The organism is Ruegeria sp. K5 (genome assembly GCF_056531805.1).
The window spans coordinates 991,139-1,016,690 of sequence record NZ_JBQFML010000001.1; the positions used below are offsets into that span (position 1 = coordinate 991,139).

24 protein-coding genes and 1 tRNA gene are annotated in these 25,552 nt (G+C 57.5%); 13 read left to right on the forward strand and 12 right to left on the reverse strand.

From position 1 onward, the window contains the following. Position 1 precedes the first annotated feature (1 nt). Complete coding sequence (locus ACR0MO_RS04995) at positions 2–1,822, forward strand: M3 family oligoendopeptidase (protein WP_480889980.1); 1,821 nt, start codon at positions 2–4, stop codon at positions 1,820–1,822. Positions 1,823–1,911: 89 nt separating this feature from the next. On the opposite strand, the gene ACR0MO_RS05000 is transcribed toward ACR0MO_RS04995, so the two are convergent. Then, positions 1,912–2,790, reverse strand: coding sequence for a LysR substrate-binding domain-containing protein (locus ACR0MO_RS05000; protein ID WP_170451384.1), 879 nt, complete (start codon positions 2,788–2,790; stop codon positions 1,912–1,914). A gap of 116 nt (positions 2,791–2,906) precedes the next feature. Here ACR0MO_RS05000 and ACR0MO_RS05005 point away from each other — a divergent pair, with 116 nt between their 5' ends. Together ACR0MO_RS05005 and ACR0MO_RS05010 are read left to right on the forward strand one after the other, a co-directional pair. Next, positions 2,907–3,656: an SDR family oxidoreductase gene (locus ACR0MO_RS05005; protein ID WP_170621640.1), complete on the forward strand. Its 750-nt coding sequence runs from the start codon at positions 2,907–2,909 to the stop codon at positions 3,654–3,656. Positions 3,657–3,673: 17 nt separating this feature from the next. Further along, a complete protein-coding gene (locus ACR0MO_RS05010) occupies positions 3,674–4,063 on the forward strand; it encodes an ectoine synthase (protein WP_170451388.1) in 390 nt (129 codons plus the stop codon). A gap of 80 nt (positions 4,064–4,143) precedes the next feature. Here ACR0MO_RS05010 and ACR0MO_RS05015 read toward each other — a convergent pair whose 3' ends face one another. The 4 genes from ACR0MO_RS05015 to ACR0MO_RS05030 form a co-directional block, all read right to left on the reverse strand. After that, a complete protein-coding gene (locus ACR0MO_RS05015) occupies positions 4,144–4,413 on the reverse strand; it encodes a DksA/TraR family C4-type zinc finger protein (RefSeq protein WP_170451390.1) in 270 nt (89 codons plus the stop codon). A 69-nt stretch (positions 4,414–4,482) separates the two neighbouring features. Then, entirely contained in the window at positions 4,483–5,457 is a 975-nt protein-coding gene (locus ACR0MO_RS05020) for a Gfo/Idh/MocA family protein (RefSeq protein ID WP_170621639.1), read from the reverse strand. 144 nt (positions 5,458–5,601) lie between these two features. Continuing rightward, the gene (gene rpoH / locus ACR0MO_RS05025) at positions 5,602–6,498 is read right to left on the reverse strand and encodes an RNA polymerase sigma factor RpoH (RefSeq protein WP_170451393.1); all 897 of its coding nucleotides are present in this window, start codon (positions 6,496–6,498) and stop codon (positions 5,602–5,604) included. Positions 6,499–6,644: 146 nt separating this feature from the next. After that, positions 6,645–7,679: an RluA family pseudouridine synthase gene (locus ACR0MO_RS05030; RefSeq protein WP_480889985.1), complete on the reverse strand. Its 1,035-nt coding sequence runs from the start codon at positions 7,677–7,679 to the stop codon at positions 6,645–6,647. Between ACR0MO_RS05030 and ACR0MO_RS05035 the strand changes: the two genes are divergently transcribed. Next, positions 7,678–7,983, forward strand: coding sequence for a DUF6476 family protein (locus tag ACR0MO_RS05035; protein WP_480889988.1), 306 nt, complete (start codon positions 7,678–7,680; stop codon positions 7,981–7,983). The genes ACR0MO_RS05030 and ACR0MO_RS05035 overlap by 2 nt on opposite strands. Before the next feature lie 10 nt (positions 7,984–7,993). Here ACR0MO_RS05035 and ACR0MO_RS05040 read toward each other — a convergent pair whose 3' ends face one another. The 4 genes from ACR0MO_RS05040 to ACR0MO_RS05055 form a co-directional block, all read right to left on the reverse strand. Next, positions 7,994–9,868, reverse strand: coding sequence for an ATP-grasp fold amidoligase family protein (locus ACR0MO_RS05040; RefSeq protein WP_480889991.1), 1,875 nt, complete (start codon positions 9,866–9,868; stop codon positions 7,994–7,996). Between the two features lie 58 nt (positions 9,869–9,926). Continuing rightward, on the reverse strand, positions 9,927–10,982 hold the full coding sequence (locus tag ACR0MO_RS05045) for a glycosyltransferase family 2 protein (RefSeq protein WP_480889994.1): 1,056 nt from the start codon (positions 10,980–10,982) through the stop codon (positions 9,927–9,929). A gap of 31 nt (positions 10,983–11,013) precedes the next feature. Further along, positions 11,014–11,709, reverse strand: coding sequence for a class I SAM-dependent methyltransferase (locus ACR0MO_RS05050; RefSeq protein ID WP_480889996.1), 696 nt, complete (start codon positions 11,707–11,709; stop codon positions 11,014–11,016). A 62-nt stretch (positions 11,710–11,771) separates the two neighbouring features. Continuing rightward, positions 11,772–13,634, reverse strand: coding sequence for a glycosyltransferase family 2 protein (locus ACR0MO_RS05055; RefSeq protein ID WP_480708051.1), 1,863 nt, complete (start codon positions 13,632–13,634; stop codon positions 11,772–11,774). A gap of 401 nt (positions 13,635–14,035) precedes the next feature. Between ACR0MO_RS05055 and ACR0MO_RS05060 the strand changes: the two genes are divergently transcribed. Then, positions 14,036–15,142 (forward strand): glycosyltransferase family 4 protein, encoded by a 1,107-nt coding sequence (locus ACR0MO_RS05060; protein ID WP_170621634.1) that lies wholly within the window; start codon positions 14,036–14,038, stop codon positions 15,140–15,142. Continuing rightward, positions 15,129–15,911 carry an FkbM family methyltransferase gene (locus ACR0MO_RS05065; RefSeq protein WP_170451405.1) on the forward strand — a complete coding sequence of 261 codons (783 nt, stop codon included), beginning with the start codon at positions 15,129–15,131 and terminating at the stop codon, positions 15,909–15,911. The genes ACR0MO_RS05060 and ACR0MO_RS05065 overlap by 14 nt, the downstream gene beginning before the upstream one ends. A 126-nt stretch (positions 15,912–16,037) precedes the next feature. Here the strand turns inward: ACR0MO_RS05065 and ACR0MO_RS05070 are convergent. Further along, positions 16,038–16,124, reverse strand: a tRNA-Leu gene (locus ACR0MO_RS05070). A 141-nt stretch (positions 16,125–16,265) separates the two neighbouring features. On the opposite strand from ACR0MO_RS05070, the gene ACR0MO_RS05075 reads away from it, so the two are divergent. After that, positions 16,266–16,925, forward strand: a complete 660-nt coding sequence (locus ACR0MO_RS05075) for a DsbA family oxidoreductase (RefSeq protein WP_480890000.1) — start codon at positions 16,266–16,268, stop codon at positions 16,923–16,925. A gap of 39 nt (positions 16,926–16,964) precedes the next feature. Further along, the gene (lipB, locus tag ACR0MO_RS05080; protein ID WP_170451408.1) at positions 16,965–17,621 is read left to right on the forward strand and encodes a lipoyl(octanoyl) transferase LipB; all 657 of its coding nucleotides are present in this window, start codon (positions 16,965–16,967) and stop codon (positions 17,619–17,621) included. Between the two features lie 459 nt (positions 17,622–18,080). Here lipB and ACR0MO_RS05085 read toward each other — a convergent pair whose 3' ends face one another. Next, on the reverse strand, positions 18,081–18,497 hold the full coding sequence (locus ACR0MO_RS05085) for an HIT family protein (protein ID WP_170451410.1): 417 nt from the start codon (positions 18,495–18,497) through the stop codon (positions 18,081–18,083). A 294-nt stretch (positions 18,498–18,791) separates the two neighbouring features. Between ACR0MO_RS05085 and ctaD the strand changes: the two genes are divergently transcribed. The 3 genes from ctaD to ACR0MO_RS05100 all read left to right on the forward strand — a co-directional run bounded on the left by ctaD (position 18,792) and on the right by ACR0MO_RS05100 (position 21,729). Continuing rightward, complete coding sequence (gene ctaD / locus ACR0MO_RS05090) at positions 18,792–20,450, forward strand: cytochrome c oxidase subunit I (RefSeq protein WP_170451412.1); 1,659 nt, start codon at positions 18,792–18,794, stop codon at positions 20,448–20,450. A gap of 143 nt (positions 20,451–20,593) precedes the next feature. Beyond that, positions 20,594–21,193 (forward strand): 2-hydroxychromene-2-carboxylate isomerase, encoded by a 600-nt coding sequence (locus ACR0MO_RS05095; RefSeq protein ID WP_170451414.1) that lies wholly within the window; start codon positions 20,594–20,596, stop codon positions 21,191–21,193. Positions 21,194–21,237: 44 nt separating this feature from the next. Continuing rightward, on the forward strand, positions 21,238–21,729 hold the full coding sequence (locus ACR0MO_RS05100) for a DUF2244 domain-containing protein (RefSeq protein ID WP_170517933.1): 492 nt from the start codon (positions 21,238–21,240) through the stop codon (positions 21,727–21,729). Positions 21,730–21,752: 23 nt separating this feature from the next. Here ACR0MO_RS05100 and ACR0MO_RS05105 read toward each other — a convergent pair whose 3' ends face one another. Continuing rightward, on the reverse strand, positions 21,753–22,238 hold the full coding sequence (locus tag ACR0MO_RS05105) for a GatB/YqeY domain-containing protein (RefSeq protein ID WP_170517930.1): 486 nt from the start codon (positions 22,236–22,238) through the stop codon (positions 21,753–21,755). 183 nt (positions 22,239–22,421) lie between these two features. On the opposite strand from ACR0MO_RS05105, the gene carA reads away from it, so the two are divergent. Next, positions 22,422–23,588 carry a glutamine-hydrolyzing carbamoyl-phosphate synthase small subunit gene (carA, locus tag ACR0MO_RS05110; protein ID WP_170517926.1) on the forward strand — a complete coding sequence of 389 codons (1,167 nt, stop codon included), beginning with the start codon at positions 22,422–22,424 and terminating at the stop codon, positions 23,586–23,588. An 83-nt stretch (positions 23,589–23,671) separates the two neighbouring features. Continuing rightward, positions 23,672–25,552 (forward strand): glycosyltransferase, encoded by a 1,881-nt coding sequence (locus tag ACR0MO_RS05115; protein WP_480890005.1) that lies wholly within the window; start codon positions 23,672–23,674, stop codon positions 25,550–25,552.

Sequence of the window (25,552 nt, forward strand, 5' to 3'; positions counted from 1 at the left end):
TATGCGCGACCTTCCCTTTCCCGTCCGTGATGCGAATGCCGTCGGCGGTGCCGACAATCTGGGCAACTTGCCGGAATGGGATCTGAGCGATCTCTACACCGCAGAAGACGCGCCCGAGCTGGATCGCGATCTGGGATGGCTGGAAGGCGAATGTGCGTCTTTTGCTGCGGACTACGAAGGCAAGCTGGCCGAACTGGACGCCAACGGCCTGCTGACCTGCGTGCTGCGCAACGAAAAGATCAACGCGATCGCCGGGCGGATCATGTCCTTCGCGGGCTTGCGCTATTACCAGCTGACCACCGATGCCGACCGCGCCAAATTCCTGTCGGACATGCAGGAGAAGATCACGATCTTCACCACTCCGCTGGTCTTCTTCACGCTGGAACTTAACCGCATCGACGACGATGTGCTGAAGGGGCATTTCGACGCCAATGCCGATCTGGCCCGGTACGAGCCGGTCTTCCGCCGCATCCGCGCGATGAAACCCTATCAACTGTCCGACGAGTTGGAAAAGTTTCTGCACGATCTGGGCGTCGTCGGTGACGCATGGGAACGCCTGTTCGATGAAACCATCGCCGGGCTGACCTTTACCGTCGATGGTGAAAAACTGAACATCGAAGGCACCCTGAACCTGCTGACCGAGCAGGACCGCAGCAAACGCGAGGCTGCAGCGCGCGAGCTGGCTAGCGTATTTCAGGACAACATCAAAACCTTCGCCCGTGTGCACAACACGCAGGCCAAGGAGAAAGAGATCCTAGACCGCCGGCGCAACATGCCGACAGCTCAAACCGGCCGCCACCTGTCGAACGATGTCGAACCCGAAGTGGTCGAGGCCCTGCGTGAGGCCGTCGTGGCCGCCTACCCCAAACTCAGCCATCGCTACTATGAGTTGAAACGCAAATGGCTGGATCTGGACGTCATGCAGGTCTGGGATCGCAACGCGCCCCTGCCGATGGAAGACACCCGCATCGTTGGATGGGATGAGGCCGAAAAGACGGTGATGGACGCATACAACGCGTTTGATCCGCGTATGGGAGAGATCGCCTCGCCCTTCTTTTCGAAAGGCTGGATCGATGCAGCGGTGAAACCGGGTAAGGCGCCCGGCGCCTTTGCGCATCCAACCGTGACTGACGTGCATCCTTATGTGATGCTGAACTATCTGGGCAAACCGCGCGACGTGATGACCCTGGCGCATGAGCTGGGCCACGGCGTGCATCAGGTTCTGGCCGCGGATCAGGGTGAGATGCTGTCATCCACGCCGCTGACATTGGCTGAAACGGCGTCGGTGTTTGGCGAAATGCTGACCTTCCGCAAGATGCTGGATCAGGCCGAAACGCCCGAGCAACGCAAGGTGCTGCTGGCCGGCAAGGTCGAGGATATGATCAACACGGTGGTCCGCCAGATCGCCTTCTACGATTTCGAATGCAAACTGCACGCCGCACGCCGCGAAGGCGAGTTGACCCCGGATGACATCAACGCCCTGTGGATGAGCGTTCAGGCCGAAAGCCTTGGTCCGGCATTTGAATTCATGGAAGGGTACGAGACCTTCTGGGCCTATATCCCCCACTTCGTCCACTCGCCCTTCTACGTCTACGCCTATGCCTTTGGCGACGGCCTCGTGAACGCGCTCTATTCCGTTTACGAAAGCGGTGCCGAGGGGTTCGAAGACAAGTATTTCGAGATGCTGCGCGCTGGTGGGTCGAAACATCACAAGGAACTGCTGGCCCCGTTTGGGCTGGACGCGAGCGATCCGAAGTTCTGGGACAAGGGCCTGTCGATGATCTCGGGCTTCATCGATGAATTGGAGGCGATGGAGGGCTAAAGCGGCCCTTCAAAGGATTGACGACCACGCTTTGCGCAACAAACCGGGCTTTTGACCGCATTCGCCGGGCTTCGATGGGAGCCCGGTGATCAAAGGGACATGAGCCACTTCTTGAATATTCTCACCGTGACCCTCTCCTGATCGCCGGGGCGGCAGACAAAGTAGAGCCCACGATCCAGAGGAACACGGCTTTCATCAAGGCGGATCAATCGGCCAAGGTTCAAATCCCTTTCCGCTAAAAGATGTCTGGCCAGCGCCACACCTTGTCCGTCTATCGCCGCCTCTAACAAAACAGCACTGTCCACGTATTTGATGCTCTGCGCGTTGATCCGATCAGGGTTCAACCCGACTTGTGCGGCCCAGCTTTCCCAGCCGACATTGAAGGCATCGTGCAATAAAGGCAGGTCCGCCACATCCTCGGGCCGCATCGGCAAGCGCGTTTTCCCAACAAGGGACGGCGCGGCCACGACAATCAGGTCTTCTTGTCTGATTTGCTCGTGATACAGCCCGTCCCAACCCGGCTCCCCAAACCGCAGGGCGACATCGACCTCGGACGCATCGAAATCCGCAAAGGCATCGTTTGTATCCAGCAACAATGCGATCCCCGGATGTTCCTGTTGAAACGAACCCAGCAGCGGCACAAGCCATTTGAGCGCCAGAGATGTGGACAAAGACACAGTGATCGACTGGCGGTGATGCAGCCGCTTCACCTCGGCCACGCCCAGTTGCAAGGCCGAAAAGGCGCCGCGTGTCGAGTGATACAGGCGTTCCCCGGCCTTGGTCAGTTCAACGCCATTCGGGCGACGGTGAAAGAGCGTCACACCCAGATGCAGTTCCAGCAGTTTGATCTGCCGACTGATCGCCCCGTGCGTGACGTTCAGCGCATCTGCGGCCTTGGACAGGCTCGAATGGGTTGCGGTTTCGTCAAAGGCCTGAAGCGCGCGCAGGTGTCTGAGGTTTTCCGTCATGTGAGGAAACCTAACAGCTATGCCCGATAAACTCGATAGGTCCGCTTAAACCTGCAGGGTTATTCTGCCGTTAACTCAAAAAACCTCACACAACTTTCGCACGGGAAGGACACACTATGGCTGACGTCAAAGTTGCACTTATGACAGGGACCGGACAAGGCATTGGCCGGGGCTGTGCCATCGAAATGGCAAAGGCAGGCTACAAGGTCTCGCTGATGTCCCCATCCAATCGGTCTGTGGAATTGGCCGAAGAACTTGGCGGCATTGGCCGCCGAGGCTCGGTGCTGGATATCGATGATCTGCAGGCAATGATCGACACAACCATGAGCAAGTATGGCAGGATCGATGCCATCGTCAGCAATATGGGTCATGGCGGGACGGTTCCGGAAGCCATCAAAACCGTGGGCTTCGATCCTGATTTTGACGGGCCACTGTTGGAGCTGAGCGATGAGCTTTGGCACGAAAGTCTGGACATGTATGTGCTGAACGTCGTCAAGATCGCCCGCATCGTCACGCCCATCCTGATCGAACAGGGCGGCGGTGCATTCGTGAACATCTCTTCCATGAACACGATCGAGCCGCGTGCGCCCTACCCCATGAGCATGCTGCGCGGTGCTCTGCACAGTTTCTCAAAGCTTTACGGCGACCGCTATGCACGGCACAACATTCGCATGAACAATCTGCTGCCGGGATTCTGCGAGAACGTGAACCTGTCCGAACGGGCCCGCCGGGAAATCCCCGCGCAGCGTCCCGCGACATTCGAGGAGATTGGACAGGCCTGCGTATTTCTCGCCAGCGAGGGGGCCAGATACATTAATGGTCAGAGTATACTGTCCGACGGCGGGATGAACCGCGCGGTACGATAACAACGAGGCGGCGAAAGATGATTGTAAAGACGCTCAAAGATATCCTTGGCACAGATCGGGACGTTTCCGGCCCGGGGTGGAAAAGCCGGCGGCTATTGCTGGCATCTGACGGCATGGGATTTACGCTGACGGATACGATTATCAAGAAGGGTGCCGAGCTTGAGCTTGAATACACCCATCATCTGGAGGCGTGTTATTGCATCGAAGGCAGGGGCCAGATCAGGGCGTTCAACGACGAAACCTGGCATCCGCTTGAACCATTTACCCTATATGCCCTGGATCAGCATGACCGGCACATCGTGCGCGCCACAGATGGTGATCTGCGACTGGTCTGCGTCTTTACCCCGCCCCTCAGCGGGCGAGAAGTGCACCGCGAAGACGGCAGTTATGCGTTAGATGAATCCTGACAGCAATGTTTCGGGCAGGTCCGCGATTTATGCAAATTGCAACATCGGCTGAGATGGGGTCAAAGCAGCCACAACACAGGTCACTTTAACTGGCTATCCTTGGACCCCCGCCGATTGATCCCGCCGCGCGACTTGAAACTGCTGTCCCGCTCCTGCTGGCACTCCAGACACAGCTTCACACCCGGCAGCGCGGCGCGACGTTTCTCGGGGATCGGTTCCTCGCACTCCGCGCAATGGGTCAGGCTTTCGCCCTCGGGTCGCTTTTGCGCCTGCATCCGGGCCAGTTCGTCAGAAATCGACGCCTCGATCTGTTCGCTTACCGCACCGTCGCGTGCCCAGCCGCCTGCCATGGGTCCTCTCCTGTTCCGAAGGGTGACAGGATAACCGAGCCAGCGCCTATGGCAAGTTATGGAGGCAAGTTACAGGGCCACTGCCCCGTCAAACACCTGATCGATCATCTGTTGCGTCCCGTGCGAGAATTCCAGCGGGCAAGGGTAATCGACACCCTCGCGCACGGATCGACAAAACGCCTCGATCTGCAGTTTGTAGTGATCGTCGCCCGGAAAACGCGTGACCTGCACCTCAAGCCCGGGGCGGTGCAGTTCAACCCGCGCCTCGCCAAAGACCCGCGCGTTGAACGGGGCGGTCAGGCGGATCACGCCGCCTTCGCCGTGAAACACCATCTCCTGATGCGGGTGCATCCGGATCGAGACATAGGCCGAATAGGTGAAGTCGGGGAATTGCGCCCGAATCTCAGTGAAGGCATCAATCCCGTTTTCCCAACGGATCGCAGATTGAACGCTGCCCGGCTCCTGCCCTGTCGCGAAGCGCGTCGAGCCGATCACGTAAACGCCGATATCCCGCAGGCCACCCCCGCCCGTTTCCGCCTTGTTGCGGATGTTTCCAGTGTCCGCGCGGTTATCAAAGCTGAACGCGCCGGTCACATGCGCCAGTTTGCCAATGGCCCCGTCGGCGATCAGCTTGCGGGTCAACTGCCACTGCGGGTGGTGGACGACCATATAAGCCTCAGCCGCCAGCAGACCGGTCTGGTCGCGCTTGTCAATCAAAGCGTCGAACTCATCAGCGCGCATGGTCATGGGCTTTTCGCACAGCACATGCTTGCCCGCATCCAGCGCCTTCAGGCTCCATTCTACATGCAGGTGGTTTGGCAGAGGGATATAAACCGCATCGATCTGCGGGTCCGCCAGTATCGCCTCGTAGCTGTCATAAACGTTCAGATCCGGACAGAACGCCTGAAACGGAGTGGCCTTCGCAGGATCCGAGGTCGCCAGCCCGTAAAGCTGCGCACCGTCCGCCGCGTGGATCGCCGGGGCCAGATACTGACGCGCAAATTTCGAGGCCCCAAGAACGCCCCATCGAACCGGTTTCTGCATTTCCCCCTCCGCCGTTAGCGCAACCAAAGTTGGGTTCTACTTAACGGCAGAAGGTTGCGCTGTCATGCAGGTTTCGCCGGGATCAGCCAAAAGAAAACCGGCCCAACAGGGTTGAGCCGGTCATCCTGTTCACAAGCAGCCCGTTCAGACAGTGCCGAGCATACCCTTCTCGCGCGCCAAATCGCGCATCTTCTTCTGCAGCTTTTCAAAGGCGCGCACCTCGATCTGGCGGATGCGTTCGCGGCTGACATTGTACTGTGTGCTCAGCTCTTCCAATGTAACGGGCTGATCCATCAACCGGCGTTGAGTCAGAATGTCCTTCTCGCGATCATTCAGAACTTCCAAAGCGGCTGCCAGCAACTCGCGCCGCGCGTCCAGTTCATCGCGCGCCTCATAATCACCGGCCTGATCTGCGTCTTCATCCTCAAGCCAGTCCTGCCATTGCATGGTACCTTCGCCTTCGGATCCGACGGTCGCGTTCAGCGAGGCATCGCCGCCCGACATCCGGCGGTTCATGCTGATCACTTCTTCTTCGGTCACGCCCAGATCATTGGCAATCTGCGCGACATTCTCGGGGCGCAGATCGCCCTCTTCCAGCGCACCAATGCGGGCCTTGGCCTTGCGCAGGTTGAAGAACAGCTTTTTCTGCGCCGAGGTCGTGCCCAGCTTGACCAGCGACCAGGACCGCAGGATGTATTCCTGGATCGAGGCGCGGATCCACCACATTGCATACGTGGCAAGGCGGAAACCCTTTTCCGGGTCGAACCGTTTGACGGCCTGCATCAGGCCCACGTTCGCTTCGGAAATCACTTCGGCCTGCGGCAGGCCATAGCCGCGATAGCCCATGGCGATTTTGGCCGCCAGGCGCAGGTGCGATGTCACCATTTTATGCGCGGATTCAGTGTCCTGCTCTTCGACCCAACGCTTGGCCAGCATGTATTCTTCTTCCGGCTCAAGCAGAGGAAACTTGCGGATTTCCTGCATATAGCGGTTCAAGCCGCCCTCGGGCGTCGGTGCGGGGAGATTTGCGTAATTGGCCATGTATGATGTCCCTCCGACAAATGTTTAAGTCTTTAACATAGGAGATAGGTAAGGAACCCACCCCTTTCAAGAGGTACCGTTAACAGTTTGGAATTAAGCTTAGGTAAAGGAAAGATAAGAAAGCCTTACTCACGACAGTTTGCGGATTATGTCAGCGGTGTGCGCAGGGTGTCGATCAAATTCTGCATATCTTCTGGTAATTCGGCCTCAAACCGCAGGTTTTCGCCCGTTACAGGGTGTTCAAAGCCCAAAACAGCGGCATGAAGCGCCTGTCGCGGAAAGGCGCGCACGGCTTCGGCAGTCATCGGGTTAAAGGCTTTGGCCGCCAGCTTGCGCTTGCCGCCATAGACCGGGTCTCCGACCAGCCCGTGCCCGGCATGGGCCATGTGAACCCTGATCTGATGTGTCCGACCGGTTTCCAGCCAGCATTCGATCAGTGCCAACCCTGCAGGAGCGCCAAACGTCTCGACGACCCGTGCCCGCGTAACGGCGTGCCGCCCGCCATGGAACAGCACAGCCTGTCTTTGCCGATCCGTCTTGTGCCGCGCCAACTGAGTCGTCAAACGCATGATATTGCCGGGTTCGAAGCTGACCCCCTTCACCCCACGCAAACGCGGATCATTGGCATCGGGCACCCCGTAGCAGATGGCGCGATAATAACGCTCGACGCTGTGCGCCTCGAACTGAGCGGCCAGCCCGTGATGTGCTGCATCTGATTTAGCGACGACCAGCAAGCCACTGGTTTCTTTATCTATTCTATGAACGATGCCAGGGCGTTTGACGCCACCAACCCCGGAAAGATCCTCGCCGCAATGGTGCAACAGAGCGTTGACCAGCGTTCCATTGGGCGAGCCCGGCGCAGGATGCACCACCATTCCGGCCGGTTTGTTGATCACGATCAGGTCTGCGTCCTCATAGACAACCTGCAGCGGAATATCCTCGGGGCCGATATGGCTGTCTTCGGCTTCGGCGACGGTGATGGCCACCGCAGCACCTTCGGGTACTTTGTATTTCGGATCGAGAATCGTGACCCCGTCAATGGACACCGCGCCCTCTTCGATCAAACGCGCCAATCGGGTGCGCGACAGGTTCTCATCGGCTGGCACATCCCGCGAAAGCGCCTTATCAAGACGAGGCGGCGGATCGGCCGCGATCTGAAACTCTATCTGGCGGGTGCCCATGACTGTTCCTTCCGACCCCCAAGACGAACCGCAAGAGACGCCGCAACTGCGATTGCTGCGGCGCATGGTCATGCTGCTGACCGCGGTGATGATTGGCGGGGTTCTAGTGACATTCGCACTGATTGTCATCCGCTTAACGGACCGCACCCCCACCCTGCCCGATCAGGTCGAATTGCCCGATGGGACACAGGCGCAAGCGGTCACGATTGGCAACAACTGGTACGCGGTGGTGACCGATGACAACCGCATTCTGATTTTCGACAAGACAACTGGCCGGTTGCGTCAGGACATCCCCGTCGAATAGCCCCGCGACTTTAGTTCGGGAACAAACGCGTGCCCGTCCAAGCCTCCCCCAATTGCGTGTCCAACTCGGGCGTGCGCATCTGCCGCTTGCCGCCAAAGGGGCAGAGCGTGATTTCACCAAGGTAAATCTTGTCGCCAATCGCATAGAGATCCACCCGCGCAAATTCGACCCGCTGACCAATCGCTTCGGCGATCTGAACCATGTCATCAAACCGTTCGGGCCTTGGCTCGGTGTCTTCACTGGTTTTGAAATACAACTCTTTGGGAATGAAGTTGAAATCCCGGTCGTGGATCATCTGCACATGCCCGCGAGACCGATCCCGGTCGACCTGAACAAGCTGCACCCGCCCGGCGACAACCCAGAATTTCCAGTCGATGATGTCCTCGCCTTCGGTGGCAAGGTCTTCTTCGATGAAGTATTGCGTGTCGATGGTCGAATACCACCATTCGGCCGCCCAATATCCGTGCGGGACCGGCTTTTTGCTCCAGTTGACAAGCTTTTCGTTGGCCAGATCATGTTCTTCGGCGGTCATGGGCCAGGTCATACGATGATTTTGACCCTGACCATTGTTGCACTTAAGCCAATAGCTACCCGGTTCCAGATCAATATCCGCCGGCAACTCTGGCGTTGGTGAATTCCAGTACCGTTTGACAGGGGTTAGAAGATGTCTGGCCGTGTCCGGCACATATCCTTCAGCAGTCAGCTTATCCGCGGCAGAGACAACCGGCATCTCGGCAAACAGCTTCATGACCAATAGTTTTTCCGTCACGGTCTTCGGGTTGGACAAGTCCGGCAAATAGCGCTGGTTGTTGGCAAAGCGCGATAAGGACATCGACAAGGCATGCATGCGGGACACGTCGCTTTGATAATGATCCCAGCCCCGTCGATGTCCTGCGCGCGGTTCGCTGTTCACACCGTAGAGACCGCGTTCTCTGATCTTGTCCAGTTCAAGCTGAGCGACCTTAAGGTATTGTTCCGAATTGGAAACCTGCGCAACGGACATAACACCTTTGGTGGATGCACTGATCTCTTCCTTGCTGATGCGCAATTCAGGCAGGTCACCCGGAAACACGATCTTCTTCGGAGCGCCCTTGCCCTTTCTCGGCAACGGCGCATCCGCCGGGCGGATGCCCAATCCCCGCAATCGCCGATCCAAAAATGAATGACGGTTAATTCCTTTGGCGATCCACCACCGCATCCGACGGCCCCAAAGATGTATAGCAAGGGTTTCGTCCGTTAGATACTTCCGTCGGAAGTCGCGCGCGGAAATATCGTTCGCCTGCCCCGTGTGCCGGAACGGAAGGGGATAGAACACCGAAACAGGGCTCGCGTGTTCAATCTCACCATGATGTCTCAGGAACCATGTCAGCACGCCTGGCCCATACACACTGTGCGCTTGTTCCGACGCATGAGGCAGCTCACCGGTGCGTTTCTGGCGTTCCAGCTCTTCCCGCTCTTCACCCTCGATCCACGGGCGGATCGGGAACGGATCAAGGCTGTATTCAGTGTAACCCCGCAATGCCGGACTGCCAGATGGCAACCGCATGATCGCGTTGCAGATCGTGGTATTGTTGAAATACCCAAAAATATGATCCGCTTTCGGGATCGGGGCCAGCGAGATTACATCCGTATCGCACCACAGAAAATCGGTTTTCTTCATAAGTTGCAGCCGGAAGATATCCGACTGCGGAACCGGAGTTTTGAACTGGTTGTTCATTATGAATTGCTGCGGCTCGTGAATTTCATTCGCCGACACCAGCTCGATACCTTCGGGTACGTTTTCGACCTCGCCATAGTGGAACAGCACCACTTTGTGCCCATTCGCCACAAAGGACAGCAGACACATCTGCTCGAGAAAACTCAGCGGTCCTTCCAGCCAGAGCATTCCAACCGTCGGGAGCTTGTTGTCGACAACCATTAATTCGATACTCCGGGGTCTTTAATCACATATCCGGTTGATTTTGATCAGACGGGCGCGGCAAAGGTTCGCTTCTGACGCGTTCGCGCACGCCACGATCCTGTTCAACAAAGCTGGCTGCGGGTCGCTCCACAAGCCGTTGATACAGTTCATTATAATCCAGAACCTTCATAAGGTCGGAAATAAGGTCTTTGTGCCAACGAAACGCCCTGCGATGCAACCGCTGCAGCACCTCGTCCGATTTGAACTGCTTAAGCATCTCCGCCGTTTCATCCTGATAGCGAAGAATGGCTTCATCGCGCGATCCACCTCGGTTCCAGCGATCCCAGTATTCGGTTCCAAGGGTCTGAGACGAATGGTTCGCCCGGCCGCGGCTGCGTTTTGCCAGATATGCTTGGGTCGAGCGCACGGCATAGTGGTTGATCTGCGCGACCTCAAAGCCAAACGGCGGCGAGACGTGGTTTCCGAAGGGCGCGGGTTCCCTGGCATGCCCCCCCGGCACAGAGCGGAACACGCTGGACTGGAACTCGGGCCTGGGATGTGGGTTGTGCAGACCGAAGCGGTTATAAAACTCCCCCTGCCGGAAGATCGACTTTACAAATCGCCGCCCGGCCCCGCCCTGTTCAAAATCCAGTTCGCCGTCAAGAAACTGTGCCGTAACCGGAGAATCCCGCAACACATGACGACCATTGTTCGAGAATATCTTCCACGGGATCGAGATAACATCCACATCCGGGGTCGCCTCGATCAGGTCGTCGACCTTGTGGTTACCGACATGTATATTCAGAAACTCGTCAGCATCGCAGACATAGATCCACTTTGCCTCTTTCACCACCGGCAATCGACGCGCCTGCCGAAGGGCAGACCGGTGAATCCCTCCGACGCCGACCCGGTTGCGGCGAAACTCGACATGCCCGAGCTCTTGCAGCCGTCGCAGGATGCGATTTGTCCCGTCCGAGCAATCGTTGGTGTAGACGATGATCTTGTCAAAGCCGAGCACTTTGTGATGGGCCACCCATTCAAGAATGTAAGGCCCCTCATTCTTCATGGCGGTGATGACGATTTTTTCAGGGTTTTGCATCTGATGCGCTCGGTCTCAAAACTGGGTCAGATCAGCCTTTGCTGTCATCCTGAGGCTCGATCTTCTCGATCGCGATCTGTGCGCCTGCGATGGCCCGGATACGCAAGTGGCGCGGATACTGGCCCAGGAATTCGTTCACGGCACGGATCACCCCGTCCCCCCACCAGCCACGGCGGTGATAGTCATCAAACGCCATGATCCCGCCGATCTTCATCTTGGGGAACAGCGCGGCCAGATCTGCCGAGACCCCCTCGTAGGAATGATCGCCGTCGACATAGGCGAACGAGATACTCTTTTCGTCAAACAGTTCCAGCGCGGGAACCGAGAAATCGCGAATGATGCCAACCTTGCCCTCTTCGATCTCGGCCTCGAACGCCTTCACGACCTTTTGGAAGATCGCTTCCATCTTCTCGTCTTCGGTCCGGCCAACAAACGCGGTGGTATGGGATTCTTCGCCAATGTGCTTCCACGGGTCGATCAGGAACAACTGACTTGGCTCGATCAGTTTCAGAATGGTCGGAGAAAACTCGCCCTGCCAGACGCCAATCTCAACCGCGACGCCACCCTTGGGCAGCCTTGAAAGAAAGGTCCGTCGGATGGCCTCTTTCGAATTCTTGCGCTTGGTCGCCTTGTCCGCCTTCGGTTTCAGCGGGCTTCCGGGTGCTGCACCTATGACCTTGGGTTCGTTTGACATCTCGACCTCGCTTGGCAGACGGGTTTCAGTCACACACAGAACCCGTTTTGTTCATTGAGCAATGGCTACCACGCCAACAAGACAAGAGCCAGAAGCTAAGTCTCTTCTGCGTTAAGTGGCGGTAACTTGTCGATCCCAAGCCACGGTGGTTGCAGACTGGTCACCCTATAACGGGTCGCATTCTGCCCCAAAAAGCTGTTGATGGCCGCGTTCATCCCAGCATAGGACCCACCCCCACGGCGCCGATAGGTCGTGAAAGCGATGCTTCCACCGGGGGCGAGGACGCGGTCAATCCGGCGTAACAATTGGTTCGTGATACGTTCAGAGCGCACACCCCTAATGATCGCAACACCAACAGATTCATTTTTGAAGAATTTAAGCATCAGTTGTGGCATCGCACGGTAGATACGCAATCGCCCTGCTAGAATTGGTTCACGAAAAAACTCCAAAAATGCGTAGAACGCGCGGTCCATTGCCTGAAGGTCCGGGTTCTGCGTTGTGTCATCACAAGCGTAGCCGTCCCACGACAACCCCCAAGGTGCCAGGATCGTCAGCCTTGCAACCGACTGTAAGGCAAGAATCTCTTCAACGATTTCAGTTTCAACCTGCCCAATGAGAACCCAATTTTTCTTCCCACTAATTGACTGCAAGAAATCTCGCCGCTGCTCTGCCGTTCTTGCGATTTCGGGCGAAGCAATAGGCAGATGGCAGGAATCCTTGGGATCAAAGGGCACAGAAACCTGTGTTGGTTCGGTGATGATCGCGTGCTGCGCGGCAGCCTCTTCATACTGTAGCGGCGTCTCCAGAGCATCCAGTCGCACAAACCACGGATAATTCTTTGGTTTCGAGTTCTGCGCTTTCGCCATTTGCCCAATGCGGTTCCACTTGGCGACCTGAGCAAATGTAACGTTTGGATCTTTGTACATCGTAGGATCAAAGGAAATATTGGCCTCTTCAATAACCCCCAGATCCAGCGCTTTCACATTCTGCCCGCCTTTGAAGTTCCTGTATTTCTTTATAAAACTGCTTGCAGCTTCGGTTTCCCGAATGACCGAGATCCGATCCTTGTGGAATGCCACCGCTTGCTGGTGCAATTCATCCAGAACAGTGTCCGACCGCAGCCGATCAAAGGTTTCACGAAGACGCGCAACCTTTGACAGGATCGAGGTTTCTTCAACCTCGTTATAGCAGTGCAAATGCCAATACGCCTGCCCGGTCGCCTCCATCTTCGGATGAAAGGCCGTGGTATTCACGTCACCCCGTACGCGCTTCATCAGGTAGCTTTCAATGGACCGCACCGCATAGTGGTTCATGCGGAACAAGTTGCCCCCGAACCCTGCACCGGTGGTGGAAAAGGCCCAGCCCCTGCGCCGCATCGCGGGCGGCAAAGGATCCCCGTCCCCGTCAATCCAGGCAAAGCGCTCTGCCTTGCCACGAACAGGTCCACGAGGACGGTGCGTATTGAGCGCATAATACGATCCGTTGTTTCGGATCAGAGATTTGAACGCGCGCAGATTTTGTGGCAGCACCGCACCCAGCTCGCCTGCTTTGGTGAACTGTTCGGTTATGAAGCGATCTTCAAAATCCACGATCCCATTGTGACCAAACAGCTGCCAAAGCGCCGCGAACCCGTCGGCATGCGGCTGCGCCTGAAACAGGTCATCCAACGTTCCGTCGCCGACGCGGATGTCAAAAAACTCATCCACATCGCACACCATGATCCACTCGGCTTCCTTGTACCAGGGATGCTGCATCGCATTTGAATAGGCCGACGCCTGCGGCCCGAACTCCCACGGGCCCGGATTGTCTATGTGCGCCAGAAACCCAAGCTCTTCACACCGTTTCAGGATGGCGTCCGTACCGTCCGAACAGTCATTCGAGTTGACAATGAAATGCGTGAACCCGATTGAAATATAGTAGGCTATCCACTCCAGGATGAACGGCCCTTCGTCTTTCATCGTGGATACGACAAGTCTCATCAACTATCACCAGTGACCTTCATTCCGAACCGTTGGAGTTCCTGCAATATCAGGCCTTGCCGGGCGCTTGCAGACAAACTTGAACGCCCAGCTTTGTTACGGTTCCGCACGGGGCTTTGCAAGCGAGCAGACGTGATCGCACGGACACGATGCCCCGACAATTGTCCCTTTTCCAAATAAGCGCCTTGCCACTTGACCGGCGCGTCATGCACCACGAACAACGTGATCGTACACAGCAACTGATCAGTCCATTGCCTTGCGCAACCGATATGCGACCACACAGACCTTACTGGTTGAGGTCGGCAGGCGGATTGTTGATACAGGTAAATGCGACGACGACTTTGCGTTGCGCTTTAAGGGCCTGAATAGGGATTGAGTTAATGCCGACGATTTTTTCCAACGCGCCGCTGGGGAACAATCCGTATCAGAGCATGATTTACAGCAGTTTCTCAGGCTACGATGTCCGGGTTGTGCGGCTCAGGGCGTTTTATGCTGGTGAACTGCCCCCTATGCAAAAGGGTGACATATACTGGATACATTGGGAGACAGTTGAGTTCGGCAGCAGGAATGACATCCCGGCTCAAGATCGTTTTGCAAAGATCGAAGCAGGTTTGGCGGCGTTGAGAGAAAAAGGCGTAAAGATCGTTTGGACCGTTCACAACTTCCACCCGCACAATTCTGCGAGGGACATGGACACCATCCACGAAGGGCGCGCCCTGCTGGTTCGGCAAGCAGACAAAATTCACTTGCATACGCCTTATGCAGTTGAGCTGATGACCGAAACTTACGGAATACCCTGGGAAAAAATCCTACTGGTCGCGCATCCAAGCTATCTGGGGGTCTACGAGCCGGCCGAAGACACTTTGGCGCGGCGTGGCGCTCTCGCACCATCCCAGCACCGCAGGTTTGTTCATATCGGAAAAGTGCAGGAAAATCGCGGCGGGCAGTTTATGTGGCAAGCGCTGAAATCGCTCTATATCCGGGATCAAGCGTGGGAGCTGGACATTGCAGGGGCCGTTATCGCGGGCGAGCGCAAGGGACAGCAACCGATCCGGGAAATGCCCAATGTCAGGTTTCACGACAGGTATCTGCCAGACCAAGACCTGCGCGATGTTATTGCAGGTAGCCATGCCTGCGTCGCGCCATTCAGCCGAATTCTGACGTCGGGTTCGGTGAATCTGGCGCTGACCTATGGCCTACCCATTGTCGGGCCGAACGTCAGACCGCTTAGAGACCACCTTCCGGACGCCGCGCACGAGTTCCTATACGCAGACGGAAATCCGCGCGGCATGATGTTCCAAATGCGTAAACTGATCGATTTTGATCCCGAAGACCTGCTGAAAATCCGTGCGGTCTGTATGGATCATGCGGTATCAATTCGGCCGGAATTGCAAAGCCGGGCGTTACGGGACGCGATGATCGAAGATGAGGCTTCCGCTTCTCAGGCCACTTCCAAACCCATGGGGCTGCTGAATGCCAAAGATTGATGCTTTTTCGTTTCGTAGATTGTTGCGGTCTGTCGGCCTGAAAGTTGTCGAATTTGAAAGTGGCGACTTTATCGGCCCCCGACCCGTCATGCGCAGGCTCAACAGCGCGGGTCTGTCCGTGATCAGCGGGGGTGTGACTGCGAAGAACCTTGGCAGTTTCGGCTTTGATGTGGACACGATCCTTGATGTCGGCGTGGACGCCGGAACCCCTTTCCTGTACGAGGCTTTCCCCGACAAGAAGTTCGTCCTGTTCGATCCGATTGAAGAAACAGCCCAACGGGTTGCACCATGGCGCGAGCGTATCGATTATGACCTCAACATCGTGGCGCTGGACGCAGATGAAGGCCAGGCCGAACTGATCATCCCCACCACGGATCGCAAACGGCGATCTTTGGCGAGTGTCGCGGGTTTCTCTGAGGAATATGAAAATCGCATCGTGAAGATGGAAAAGCGCATCGTGGACAAACGGCGCCTTGATTCCTACACCTCCGACATTCTTGGCCGATTTGGTCTGAAGATCGATACGGAAGGCAATGAACTCGCCGTTATCCGAGGGGCCGAAGAAACCTTGAAGCGGACCGATTTCGTCATTGCAGAGGTCTCGGTAAAACGGCGTTTCAAGGACGGGTACCGGTTCAGCGATTTTGTGGCAGAGATGGGCAAACACGGCTTTGAATTGATAGAGGCTCTGCGCCCCGTCGACAGGGACGCGCCCGATTGTGATTTGCTGTTCGTTCGGTGGGACTCAAAGTGGTTCGATTTGGAGTAGCCGTTGGTTCACAAAGCAGCTTTGGTAAACCAGTTGACGAGCTGAAGGAACCAACGCAGCGCGGCACCACACCGAAAGTCCAATGCTTCGGATTAACGCCCTAAACTGCATGTTTTCTTGAAAATTTGGTGCGGTCGAGAAGACTCGAACTTCCACGGGAGTTACCCCACAGCGACCTCAACGCTGCGCGTCTACCAATTCCGCCACGACCGCACTGCCAGTGACTTGGTAGAGGGGCGTATAGACGCTGATGCTGGCGATGTGAAGAGGCAAAAATGTCTTGGTTTAAATTCGCTCAGGCCAAGCTTATCTATCGCAAGGAAGCCAAAGAATTCGATCTGACAGGAAACTGATATGACCAGCACTGACCCGCGCCCGATTGTTCAGGTTGATATTGTTTCGGATGTTGTGTGCCCCTGGTGTATCATTGGCTTTCGACAGCTCGATCTGGCCTTGCAGCAGCTGGGCATTCTGGCGCGTCTCAGGTGGCATCCGTTTGAACTGAACCCCAATATGCCGCCCGAGGGCCAGAATCTGCGCGAGTATATTGCCGAGAAATACGGGTCCACGCCCGAGCAAAGCCAGCAAGCCCGCGACAGGTTGACCTCATTGGGTGCGGAACTTGGGTTTTCGTTCAATTTCAATGATGAAAGCCGGATTGTTAACACGTTTTCTGCGCATCAGTTGTTAGATTGGGCCGAGGGTCAGGGGCGCCAGCATCCGCTGAAGCTGGCGCTGTTCGATGCCTGTTTCACGCAGCAACGGGATGTCTCGGACATTGACGTCCTGATGGATGCGGTAGGGACCGTTGGTCTGGACCCTCAGGCCGCGCGCATTGCGCTGGAATCGGGCGCGCATGGTGCGCCTGTGCGCGAGAAACAGCAATTCTGGACCAGCCGTGGTATCTCGGGCGTGCCGTCGATGGTGTTTGGCGGCAAGTACCTGTTGACCGGCGCGCAGGGCACAGACACCTACGCGCAGGTTCTGCAGCGCTGTCTGGCCGAGGCGGCATAGGCCCTTCCCCCTGCCCCGCATGCGCGATATGAGGCCAGCATGGAATGGAAAATCACCGATGGTTTGACCCGGTACGAGGACGCCGTTGCCTTTATGGAGGCGCGCGTGGCCGCCATCGCCGCGGGCGAGGCGGATGAATGTGTCTGGCTGTTGGAGCACCCGCCGCTGTATACGGCCGGGACCTCTGCCAGGATCGAGGATCTGACGGATCCGGACCGGTTCCCTGTCTACGAAAGCAAACGTGGCGGGGAATACACTTATCATGGACCCGGACAGCGCGTGGCTTACGTGATGCTGGACCTCAACACGCGCGGCCGCGATGTGCGGCGGTTCGTGAAACAGCTGGAGACCTGGGTGATTTCCGCGCTGGCGGAATTCAACGTTCAGGGCGAGATTCGCGACGGGCGCGTTGGTGTCTGGGTCAGGCGCGATGACAAGCCGCTGACCGTGACCGGCAAACCCGCCGAGGACAAGATTGCGGCAATCGGCCTGCGCCTGCGCAAGTGGGTCAGCTTTCATGGCATCTCGGTCAATGTGGAACCGGATCTTGAGCATTTCTCGGGGATCGTTCCCTGTGGCATCACCGAATATGGCGTGACCTCGCTGGTCGATCTTGGTCTGCCGGTGACGATGGGTGATATGGATGCCGCACTGCAGAAGACATTTGCCGAAGTGTTCGAGAACGCAGAGGTCTAGCGCCCCAACGGCACCCGGTCGGCGAATCGAAAAGTGACGTAAAGGGAAACAACAATGCCCTCGCAACTGCTGTTCTGTTTCCCAAGACAGGGGCAATTTCAGCAGAATTAGGCGGAATTATCGTTTTCTTTAACTAAAATTCAGTTCTTCTGGATACATGGGACTCGTTAAAGAGTAACATATAACGACCAGTCTAGAGTGAGTGGTATGTTAACCGGTGCTCCGGGGCTTGCCCCCGAGAAATCCGATAAGTGTTTGGTTACGAGTCTGCCGTTCCGACCCCAAATCGGAACGGCAATTCTCAGGCCCCGCTCTTCCCAGCCATCTGAATTGCTGCATCGCAACGCGAAAATGACTCCGCTTAACTTCTGGGCTTTGCCATTGCCACGCAGAGTGGCGCGGGATCAGGGCAGTTCGTTTGGTCCGGGAACCGCCCGCTAGGTTTTTGAGGCCCTCGGATTACAAAGCCGCTTTGATCTTCTCTGCATGTTCGGCAATCAGATCGAAATCCCCCATTTTACCGGGCGGGCGCATCGACACGCCCTCGTGACGGGGCAAAACGTGGAAATGCAGATGGAACACCTCTTGCCCGCCTGCGGCCTCGTTGAACTGTTGGATCGTGATGCCATCGGCAGCAAAGGCCGTCTTCGCGGCGACGGCCAGTTTCTGAACAGTCGCCATCACGGCGCTTAACTGTTCCGGTGTGGCGTCCAGAACATTGCGGCAGGGCGTTTTCGGGATGACCAGAAAATGCCCGTCCGAACGCGGCATGATATCCATGAAGGCCAGCGTGTCGTCATCCTCATACACACGGGTCGAGGGGATTTCCCCGCGCAGAATCTTGGCGAAGATGTTATCCGGGTCGTAAGCTGACATGGCGGGCCTCTGGTTTGGAGCGTTTCCAACCGTTCTGCGGGTCCGGCGGCAGGTGGTCAAGGTGGAACCGCCACGTGCATGGTACCGGTCTCTTGAACAATTCGAAGACATACCCAGATATGGGGCTGCTTCAGACCCAAAATCGCGGTGCAGCTCCCTGCCCGCGACAATTATTCTTGATCCAGATCAAACTCGGCCATTGAAGGTGCTGACTTCGCATTCTAAAACCAGCAGGAAACCCGCGCGCCGGAGAGGTCCGACTGCGCGGTGCATTTGCAACAGGAGGCACCTATAATGGCAGACGCAGCCATTCATGGTCACGATCATGAAGACCAGCGCAGTTTCTTCGTGCGTTGGTTCATGTCGACCAACCACAAGGACATCGGGATTCTCTACCTGATCTTCTCGGCGCTGGCCGGGTTTATCTCGGTCGCGATGACGATCTACATGCGGCTTGAGCTGATGCACCCCGGTGTTCAGTACATGTGCATGGAAGGCTTCATGGCCGACCCCTGCACCCCCAACGGTCACTTGTGGAACGTGATGATCACCTATCACGGTGTTCTGATGATGTTCTTCGTGGTCATCCCGGCGCTGTTCGGCGGATTTGGAAACTATTTCATGCCGTTGCAGATCGGTGCGCCGGATATGGCGTTCCCGCGGATGAACAACCTGTCCTTCTGGCTGTACGTCGCTGGCACCTCATTGGGCGTCGCCTCGCTGCTGAGCCCTGGTGGTAATGACCAACTCGGTTCGGGTGTGGGCTGGGTTCTGTACCCGCCGCTGTCCACGACCGAGGGCGGCATGTCCATGGACCTTGCGATCTTCGCCGTGCACGTATCGGGCGCCTCCTCGATCCTCGGCGCGATCAACATGATCACCACCTTCCTGAACATGCGTGCCCCGGGCATGACCCTGTTCAAGGTGCCGCTGTTCAGCTGGTCGATCTTCATCACCTCGTGGCTGATTCTGTTGTCCCTGCCGGTTCTGGCGGGCGCGATCACCATGCTGCTGATGGATCGCAACTTTGGCTTCACCTTCTTTGATCCGGCCGGTGGCGGTGACCCGATCCTGTATCAGCACATCCTGTGGTTCTTTGGCCACCCCGAAGTGTACATCGTGATCCTGCCGGGCTTCGGCATCATCAGCCACGTGATCGCCACCTTCTCGCGCAAGCCGATCTTCGGCTACCTGCCGATGGTCTGGGCAATCATCGCGATCGGTGTTCTGGGCTTCGTCGTTTGGGCGCACCATATGTACACCGTTGGCATGTCCCTGCGTCAGCAGGCTTATTTCATGCTGGCCACGATGGTCATCGCGGTTCCGACCGGCGTTAAGGTCTTCTCGTGGATCGCAACGATGTGGGGCGGTTCCATCGAGTTCAAGACGCCGATGCTCTTCGCCTTCGGCTTCCTGTTCCTGTTCACCGTCGGCGGTGTGACCGGTGTGGTTCTGTCGCAGGCTGGTATCGACCGCGCCTATCACGACACCTACTACGTCGTGGCGCACTTCCACTATGTGATGAGCTTGGGTGCCGTCTTTGCGATCTTCGCGGGCATGTATTTCTACTTCTCGAAGATGACCGGTCGTCAGTATTCCGAGTTCTGGGGCAAGGTTCATTTCTGGATGTTCTTCATCGGCGCCAACCTGACCTTCTTCCCCCAGCACTTCCTGGGCCGTCAGGGCATGCCGCGTCGCTACATCGACTATCCGGAAGCCTTCGCACAGTGGAACTTTGTATCGTCTATCGGCGCGTTCATTTCGTTCGCTTCGTTCCTGCTGTTCTTCGGCATCGTGATCTACGCCCTGCTGCGCGGCGCGAAAGAAACACGTCCGAACCCGTGGAACGAGTACGCGGATACGCTGGAATGGACCCTGCCCACACCGCCGCCTGAACACACGTTCGAGCAGCTGCCAAAGCAGGAAGACTGGGACAAAGGCCACGCGCACTGATCCGGTCAGAGACCTAAGAAAACCCCGCCCGAACAGGCGGGGTTTTTTCTTTGCCCTACGCCAATGCGGTGCACAGATCGCCAGATCACGAAAAATACGCTAGAATGGTTCGGGCAACTGATCCGGCAACCCTGGGGGTTCAGATGCCCGAAATCGACTTTTGGTACTCGATTGGCAGCACCTACAGCTTTCTCACCGTCATGAGGCTGGACGACTGGTGCGCGGAAACCAATGCGACCGTGAATTGGCGTCCGTTCAACGTGCGCACGATCATGTCGGCGCAACAGAACATTCCCTTTGCAGGCAAGCCGGTCAAATCCGCCTATATGTGGCGCGACATTGAACGCCGGGCGGCCAAGTACCGCATCCACGCCAACCTGCCAGCCCCTTACCCGATCTCGAACCTTGGGTTGGCCAATCAGGTGGCCTTGCTGGGTATGCAAGAGGATTGGGGCAAGGAGTTTACGCAAAACTTGTATCGGATCTGGTTTGAAGAAGGCGTCGAGGGCGGCAGCGAAACCGCATTGTCCGAGGCCTTGCTGCGCTGTCAGCAGGACCCGCGCCTGATCCTGTCCCGCGCCCGCAGCCCGGACTGCATCGCCGCGCTGGACGCGCAAACCGAGCAGGCCACAAGGCTGGGCGTTTTTGGAGCCCCAAGCTTTGTCGTAAGTGATGAGGTTTTCTGGGGCGACGACAGGTTGGATGACGCCTTGTCCTGGGCTCGTGTCGGGCATGTTGTGTGACAATAAACCTTAGACACGACCGCAGACTGCGCTAGGTTTCGGCCATGCCGTATCAATGGAATCAAACCTCGGACACCGAACAGGAACTGCGCCTGTGGCCGCATAATTCATTGCCGCCGCGCGGGGCGATGATTGTGATCCTGTCCGTCTTCCTGTTCGGCCTAATCCCGATACTGGCCATGCTGGGGTCAGTCGTCCTGTGGGGTTTGCTGCCGTTCTTGCTGCTGACCGTATTGGGCCTGTGGCTGGCGATTCAAACGAACTACCGCGCCCGCAGTGTTTGGGAGGTTCTGACGCTGGACGGAAACCAGGCCCGGTTGATCCACCAAACACCGGGCAGGCAAGCGCAGGAATGGTCCTGCAATCGTTACTGGGCACGGCCCGAGATGCACGAAAAGGGCGGACCTGTGCCGCATTACGTCACCCTGATCGGAGACGGGCGCGAGGTCGAGATTGGCGCGTTCCTGTCCGAGGATGAGCGCATCACCCTCTATGACGATCTGGTTCAGCGACTGCGCGGACCCGCCGCGCAGTAAGCGTTTCAATTCTGATTATGAGTTCAGCAGCCGCCGTTCGATGCGGCGCACAGATGGTCTTTGACCATCGGGCCAACCTTGCCGAAATCCATCTGGCCGGTATAGCGGGTCTTCAACTCGCCCATCACCTTGCCCATATCACGGATCGAACCCGCGCCGGTGGCTGTGATCGCGGTCTGAATCGCCTTCGTCACCTCATCGTCGTCCAGCTGTTTGGGCAGGAATTCCTCGATGATAGCAACTTCGCGCATTTCACGCTCGGCCAAGTCCAGGCGTCCGCCCTCTTCGTAGGCGCGCGCGCTTTCCTTGCGCTGCTTGGTCATTTTGCCAAGGATTTCAAGAACCTCAGCATCGCCACAGCCTTTCGCCTCTTCGTTCTCGGAAGCACGGGACGCAATATCCCGGTCTTTGATCGCAGCGTTGATCAGGCGCAAGGTCGACAGACGCTCGGCCGCTTTGTCTTTCATTGCTTGCTTCAGGGCGGTGTTCACCCGTGATCGCATGTCCATTTGGTTTGTCCATCCCCATGACAACGGAACCCCGAACATATCTAAACAAAAAGCGTGACACAACAGGGCACGGACACAGCTAACCCATTGAAAAACAACAATAGCCGAAAATTTGAACACACTTGACCAAAGCGGTTAACCCCCTTAGGTATGCGCCGATTTACCCTGTAGGAGAGTTGCGCCATGGCCCAGAACGCCCCGTCCAAGCCCACCGCATGTCTGGCATTGGCCGACGGAACGCTGTTTTACGGCACAGGCTTCGGCGCAACCGGCCAGACAGTGGCCGAGCTGTGCTTTAACACCGCCATGACCGGGTATCAGGAAATCATGACAGACCCCTCTTATGCCGGGCAGATCGTCACCTTCACCTTCCCCCATATCGGCAATGTGGGCGTGAACCCCGAAGATGACGAAACCGGTGATCCGGTGGCTGCGGGCATGGTGGTCAAATGGGACCCGACCGAGCCGTCGAACTGGCGCTCGGCCGAAGAGTTGAAAACATGGCTGGAACGTCGCGGTCGTATCGCGATTGGCGGCATCGATACCCGCCGCCTGACCCGCGCCATTCGTCAACAGGGCGCACCGCATGTGGCGCTGGCGCATGACCCCGAGGGCAATTTCGATATCGCCGCGCTGGTCGCCGCCGCGCGTGGCTTTGCCGGGCTGGAAGGCATGGATCTGGCCAAGGACGTCACCTGCGCCCAAAGCTACCGCTGGGACGAGATGCGGTGGGCCTGGCCCGAGGGATACGCGCCGCAGAAGGCACCTCAACACAAGGTCGTGGCGCTGGATTATGGTGCGAAACGCAACATCCTGCGCTGCCTCGCCTCGGCTGGTTGTGACGTGACCGTTCTGCCAGCCACCGCGACCGCTGCCGAAGTTCTGGCGCACGAGCCTGACGGCGTGTTCCTGTCCAATGGTCCCGGCGACCCGGCGGCAACCGGCGAATATGCCGTACCGATGATCAAAGAGATCCTGAACAGCACCGAACTGCCCGTGTTTGGTATTTGCCTCGGCCACCAGATGCTGGCGCTGGCGCTGGGTGGTCAGACCATCAAGATGAACCATGGCCATCACGGCGCAAACCACCCGGTGAAAGATCTGGAAACCGGCAAGGTCGAGATCACCTCGATGAACCACGGTTTCGCCGTCGATGCCGAGACCCTGCCCGACGGTGTGGTCGAGACCCATCGCTCGCTGTTTGACGGCTCGAACTGCGGTATCCGCATGACGGACCGACCGGTCTATTCGGTGCAATACCACCCCGAGGCCTCACCCGGTCCACAGGACAGCTTCTACCTGTTTGAACGCTTCGCAGCCGCCATGGCGGACAGAAAAGCGCAGGCGTAGCTGGCGCAAAGCCCGGGGTTAACCCGCTGTTAACCTAGATTGATCAACCCTGACGACAGGTCACTGCGTCAGGGTTTTTTTTAATGGTTGAGTTGAATCTTCAGGATTTTACCACTGCCGCCCCGATCCCCCCTCAAGGGCAACGCAAACCGTTGGGCACCTGCCTGATCGAGCAAGGTGCGATTTCGTGGGAGCAGTTGGACAAGGCGCTGCATCTGCAATCCCAGCAAAAGGCCCCGCTGGGCGAAATTCTGGTTGGCGAAGGCTGGGTCAGCCGCGCGGATGTCCTGACCGCCCTGTCCGCGCAAAGCGGATGGCAAATCGCCGATCTGGACCAGATCCCGCCCGCACCCGGCTTGTGCGATTTCAAGCCGGTTGAATTCTGGCTGGCCCATAACGTCATACCATGGATGCGCGTCGGCCCGCTGCTGTTGGTTGCCACTGCACGCCCTGATCGCTTCCCGACCGTCACCGCCGAAATGAAGGATTGCCCCTACGCCGTCCTTCCGGTTCTGGCCGCACCAGATCAGATTGATCGCGCGATTGCCCACCAATTCTCGCAGGTTCTGGCCGAGGCCGCCGAGACCCGTGTGGATAAGGCGCAAAGCTGCCGCACCTGGACACCCCGGTCGCGCATTGGCCCTGCGGTTCTTGTTCTGGGGCTAATGGCGTTTTTTGCGGCCCTTCCCCAGCTTGGGCTTGCAGCCCTGCTTATCGCAGCCGTCGCAACCCTGATCCTGTTCATGACCTTGCGGATATCAGGTGCGCTGGCCTTTGTGCTGGGAAAAATCAAACCACCCAAAACCGATCCCGGCTGCACGCCCGTTTCGCTGCGACAGCCTTGCGTGTCGATCATGGTGCCCTTGTATAAAGAGCGTGAGATCGCAGGCGCGCTGATCAAACGGCTGCAACGGCTGACCTATCCCAAAGCCCTTCTGGACGTGATTTTGGTGCTGGAGGAACGCGATGACGTCACCCGCGAAACCGTCGAGAAAGCCGACCTGCCAAGCTGGGTTCGCACCGTCGAGGTGCCCGCACTGAACGGGCTGACAACCAAGCCGCGTGCGATGAACTATGCGCTGGATTTCTGCCGGGGCGATATTCTGGGGGTCTGGGATGCCGAGGATGCGCCCGAACCAGATCAGATTGAGCGGGTGGTGCAGCATTTCACTCAGGCCACGCCGGATGTGGTCTGTCTGCAAGGTATGCTGGATTACTACAACCCGCGCACCAACTGGCGTTCGCGCTGCTTCACCATCGAATACAACTCTTGGTTTCGGGTGATCCTGCAGGGCATCGCGCGCCTTGGGCTGGTCGTGCCATTGGGCGGAACAACCTTTTTCTTCCGCCGTGACAAGCTGATCGAACTGGGCGGATGGGACGCGCATAACGTCACCGAGGACGCCGATCTGGGCGTACGCCTCAGCCGCGCGGGGTACCGGACCGAGATGGTCGAGACCACCACCTATGAAGAGGCCAACTTTCGCTCATGGCCTTGGGTGAAACAACGCTCGCGTTGGCTGAAAGGGTTCATGGTCACCTATCTGGTGCATATGCGGAACCCGGTAGGCCTGTATCGCGAACTGGGAGCGCTCAGGTTCGCGGGCGTGCAGGCGTTCTTTTTGGGTACGCTGGGTCAGTTCCTGCTGGCCCCGATCCTGTGGATGTTCTGGCTGTCCGCGCTGCAACTGCCCAACCCGATGCAAACCCTGCTGACAGCACCGGTGATGACCACGCTGCTCTGGCTGTTTCTGGCGGCTGAGCTGATCAATATGGCCGTCGCCATGCTGGCCGTGTCCGCCCGGGAACGTCGGCATCTTTTGCCGTTTGTGCCGACGATGTGCTTTTATTTCCCGCTGGGCGTCCTCGCCGCATATAAGGCGTTGTGGGAGCTCGCAATCTGCCCGTTCTTTTGGGACAAAACCCAGCATGGGCAGGCCGAAGAGGACCTGCCGCAAGCCTGA